This is a genomic window from Acidovorax sp. HMWF029 (assembly GCF_003060895.1).
Classification (GTDB): domain Bacteria; phylum Pseudomonadota; class Gammaproteobacteria; order Burkholderiales; family Burkholderiaceae_C; genus Acidovorax.
The window spans coordinates 28,047-31,548 of the sequence record NZ_QAIH01000228.1 but is presented as its reverse complement, the minus strand read 5'-3'; the positions used below and the strand labels follow the sequence as shown (position 1 = coordinate 31,548).

Below are 3,502 nucleotides of genomic sequence, written 5' to 3'. Positions count from 1 at the left end.
CTGGAAGGGGGGCTCCAGGGCGGCCATGGGGGGCATCGCGTTGGGTTTTGTGCCTCCCGCAGCCACCGGGTGTATGGAAGAGCTGCTGCCGCGCAGTGCGCCCCATGCGGTGTTGGTGATGTCCCGGTTCAGGTTTCGGATGCGCCTGCTGGACCGAATTCCACTTGGCCCGTGAGAGAGGTCCCGCCCAGTCCCCAGCGCAGTGGCACGCGCCTTTTCGCCTTACCGCTCACTCGTCGATCGAGGCACTCCAGCGGCTTCCCCAGTCACCGCTGCCGGGGCGGCTGACCTTATCGATCTCGCGCCTGTCGCGTTTGGTGGGGCGGCCTTCGTGCAGGGCAGCAGCAGGTTCGGGAGCAAGGCGGCGCAGCTCGGCGGCTTTTTCGCGGGCGACAATGCTGTCAGCGGTCTCTTCGTAAAGCAGCTGGGCCACTGGAGCCGGGCCGCGTGCGCCACTCAGGCCCAGGACGTGCACAGTGCGCGCCACGGGGCCCTGGCGCAGCGCCACGGTGTCGCCACGGCGCAGGTCGCGTGCGGGTTTGGCCAGCTGGCCATTGACGGTCACCCGTCCCTTGCCGATTTCTTCGGTAGCGAGGCTGCGGGTCTTGTAGAAGCGGGCGCACCAGAGCCATTTGTCCAGCCGCATTGTCTCCAATGTGTTCATGGACGAGATTGTGCCGCTTGTGCCTCTGGCGGGCCATCGGCTGCAACGCTGGGCAGTGGCAGGCGCACCACGGCGTCCAGTCCCTCGACTTGGTGGCCCGCCAAGCGGTTGGTGAGCGTGATGCTGCCCTCCAGCGCCTGCACGATTTCGCGGCAGATGGCCAGGCCCAGGCCGCTTCCAGTGCGCACGTCGCCCGCCGAGAACGGTTGGAACAGCCGGGCCGCCAGCTCGTCATCAATGCCTGGGCCATGGTCGCTGATCGTCAGCGCCACATGCCGTCCGTCGCTGCGCAGGTCGACCGTGAGTTCGCTGCCCGGTGGCGCATGGCGCACGGCGTTGTGCAGCAGGTTGCGGCTCAATTCCCGCAGCATCCATTCGTGGGACTGCACCAGCGCGGGTTCGGTGTGGATGCCAAAGTCCAAGTCGCGTTGGGCGATCAGCGGCGAAATCTCCAGCGCCACGGCGCGCAGGATGTCATCGAGTCGGGTGGCGGGCGGTGCGCTTTGCTGGCGCAGCTGTTCCACCTTGGCCAGGGCCAGCATCTGGTTGGCGAGCTGGGTGGCGCGGTCCACGGTGTCGCTGATCTCGTGCAGTGCCTGGCGCGGCTCCACATCGCCGCGCAGGGCCGATTGCACCTGGGTCTTGAGCACGGCCAGCGGTGTGCGCAGCTGGTGTGACGCATCGCGCACAAAACGCTTCTGGTGCCGCAGCAGGTGGCGCAGGCGTTGCATGACCTCATTGGTGGCATCCACCAGCGGCTGCAGCTCGCGCGGGGCGGTGGGGGCTGCGATGGGGCTCAGGTCGCCCTCGCGCCGTGCCTGCAGCTGCTGGCTGAGCTGGCGCACGGGTCGGGTTGCGCGCTGCACCACCAGCACCACGGTGAATGCGATCACGGCGATCAGCAGCGCCTGGCGCAGCAGCGTGTTCCACAGGATCTGCAGGGCCAGGGTTTCGCGCACTTCCAGCGTTTCGGCCACCTGGATCACGGCCATGGCCCGGCCTTGCGAGCTGGCCACCGGCTGCAGCAGCACAGCCACGCGCACATCGCGTTCGCGGAACTGGTCGTCGTAAAAGTCCACCAGGGCCGCGTAGGGTGGCTTGTCAGGGATGCTGCCGCGCCACACTGGCAGGTCTTCAAAGCCCGATACCATCTCGCCGCTTAGCGTGGAGACCCTGTAGAACATCTGGCTCTGGTTGTCGGCCTCAAAGGCCTCCAGGGCCGAGTAGGGCACTATGGCGCGCAGCTGCGCTGCTTCCTCGAAGCCTTTCACATCCAGCTGCTCGCTGATGCTCTTGGCCGACGCCAGCAGGGTGCGGTCGTAGGCAGTGTTGAGTGACGACAGCGTCTGGCGGTAAAGGCTCCAGGTGTTGAAGCCGATGAACAATGCCACCGGAAGCAGAATGCCCAGCAGCAGGCGCCGCCGCAGCGAGTGGTGGCGCGCTGTGCCCTGGCTCATGCGTCCGCCCGCAGCAGGTAGCCCAGGCCGCGCAGTGTCATCAGGGTCAGGCCTGTCCCTGCCAGCTTTTTGCGCAGTCGGTACACCACCACCTCGATCGCTTCGTACTGCACATCCAGCTGGCCGGGGAACACCAGTTCATACAGCCGCTCTTTGGTAACGGCATGGCCGGGCTGGGCTAGCAAGGCATGCATCAGCGCCAGCTCGCGGGGGGTGAGTTCCATCACCTCCCCATTGAGGTAGAGCGCGCCGCTGCCCTTGTCGTAGCGGATAGCGCCGATCTGCAAAGTGCTGGGTGCAAGCGGCGACACGGTGGGGTCGGCGCTGCGCCGCACCAGGGCGCGCAGGCGGGCCTCCAGTTCGTCCAGGTCAAAAGGCTTGGGCAGGTAGTCGTCGGCGCCAGCGTTCAGGCCCATCACCCGGTCGCCTACGGTGCCCCGAGCGGTGAGAATCAGCACGGGGGTTCGCAGGCCCCGGTTGCGCGCCTGCTGCAGCACCTGCAGACCGTCCAGGCCGGGCAGGGTCAGGTCCAGGATGATGGCGTCGGGTTGCAAGGCCGCCCATTGGGTGAGGGCCGCGCGTCCGTCGCCCACAGCGGTCACTTCCATGCCACGGCGCGTCAGTGCGCGGTGCAGCGTGGCCTGCATCGTGGGGTCGTCTTCTACAAGGAGCAATTGCATGCGCGGGACCATATCACTCTCAGGCAGGCTGCGCGCACTGCACGCGCTTGTCGTAAGGGGGCTGCAAATGCTAGTGTTTTCCCTGAGTCTGAGGACAGCCGTTTGACAGGCAGCGCGCGCATCATCGGGCAGTCCTAAAACCAATCAGGAGACTCCATGCGTCGCGATACCTTTCTGAAATCACTGGCAGCCATGGCTGCTGCGGGTGTGCTGCCCGTCTCGGCCCAGACGGCGTCTGCCATCAAGATGATGATCCCTGCCAACCCGGGCGGTGGCTGGGACACCACCGGCCGTGCGCTGGGCAAGGCCATGCAGGACGCGGGCGCGGCGGCGTCGGTGTCTTATGACAACAAGGGCGGGGCCGCTGGTGCGATCGGCTTGGCGCAGTTCGTCAACGCCAGCAAGGGCGACCCGAACGCGATGATGGTGATGGGTGCCGTGATGCTGGGCGGCATCATCACTGGCAAGCCCCCTGTGGGTCTGGACAAGGTCACGCCCCTGGCGCGCCTGACCAGCGAATACAACGTGTTCGTACTGCCTGCCAACTCGCCCTTCAAGACCATGAAGGATGTGATTGACCAGCTCAAGAAAGACCCCGGTAGCGTGAAGTGGGGCGGCGGTTCGCGTGGCTCCACCGAGCACATCGCCGCCGCCATGATTGCGCGTGAAGTCGGCGTGGACCCTGCCAAGATCAACTACGT

Annotated in this window: 4 protein-coding genes; 1 reads left to right on the top strand and 3 read right to left on the bottom strand. The window is 66.3% G+C overall.

The genetic code is table 11. The annotated features are described in order from the left end of the window. Positions 1–229 precede the first annotated feature (229 nt). Genes DBR12_RS17100 through DBR12_RS17090 form a run of 3 tightly spaced genes read right to left on the bottom strand, consistent with a single transcriptional unit; the run spans position 230 to position 2,801 of the window. A complete protein-coding gene (locus DBR12_RS17100; protein ID WP_108618363.1) occupies positions 230–664 on the bottom strand; it encodes an RNA-binding S4 domain-containing protein in 435 nt (144 codons plus the stop codon). Next, positions 661–2,121: a sensor histidine kinase gene (locus tag DBR12_RS17095; RefSeq protein WP_108618362.1), complete on the bottom strand. Its 1,461-nt coding sequence runs from the start codon at positions 2,119–2,121 to the stop codon at positions 661–663. The genes DBR12_RS17100 and DBR12_RS17095 overlap by 4 nt, the downstream gene beginning before the upstream one ends. Next, positions 2,118–2,801, bottom strand: a complete 684-nt coding sequence (locus DBR12_RS17090; RefSeq protein ID WP_108618366.1) for a response regulator transcription factor — start codon at positions 2,799–2,801, stop codon at positions 2,118–2,120. Before DBR12_RS17090 ends, DBR12_RS17095 begins: the two co-directional genes overlap by 4 nt. A 156-nt stretch (positions 2,802–2,957) precedes the next feature. On the opposite strand from DBR12_RS17090, the gene DBR12_RS23065 reads away from it, so the two are divergent. Continuing rightward, positions 2,958–3,502, top strand: a 545-nt coding sequence (locus tag DBR12_RS23065; protein WP_255575927.1) for a tripartite tricarboxylate transporter substrate binding protein, incomplete at its 3' end; no start/stop codon positions are given.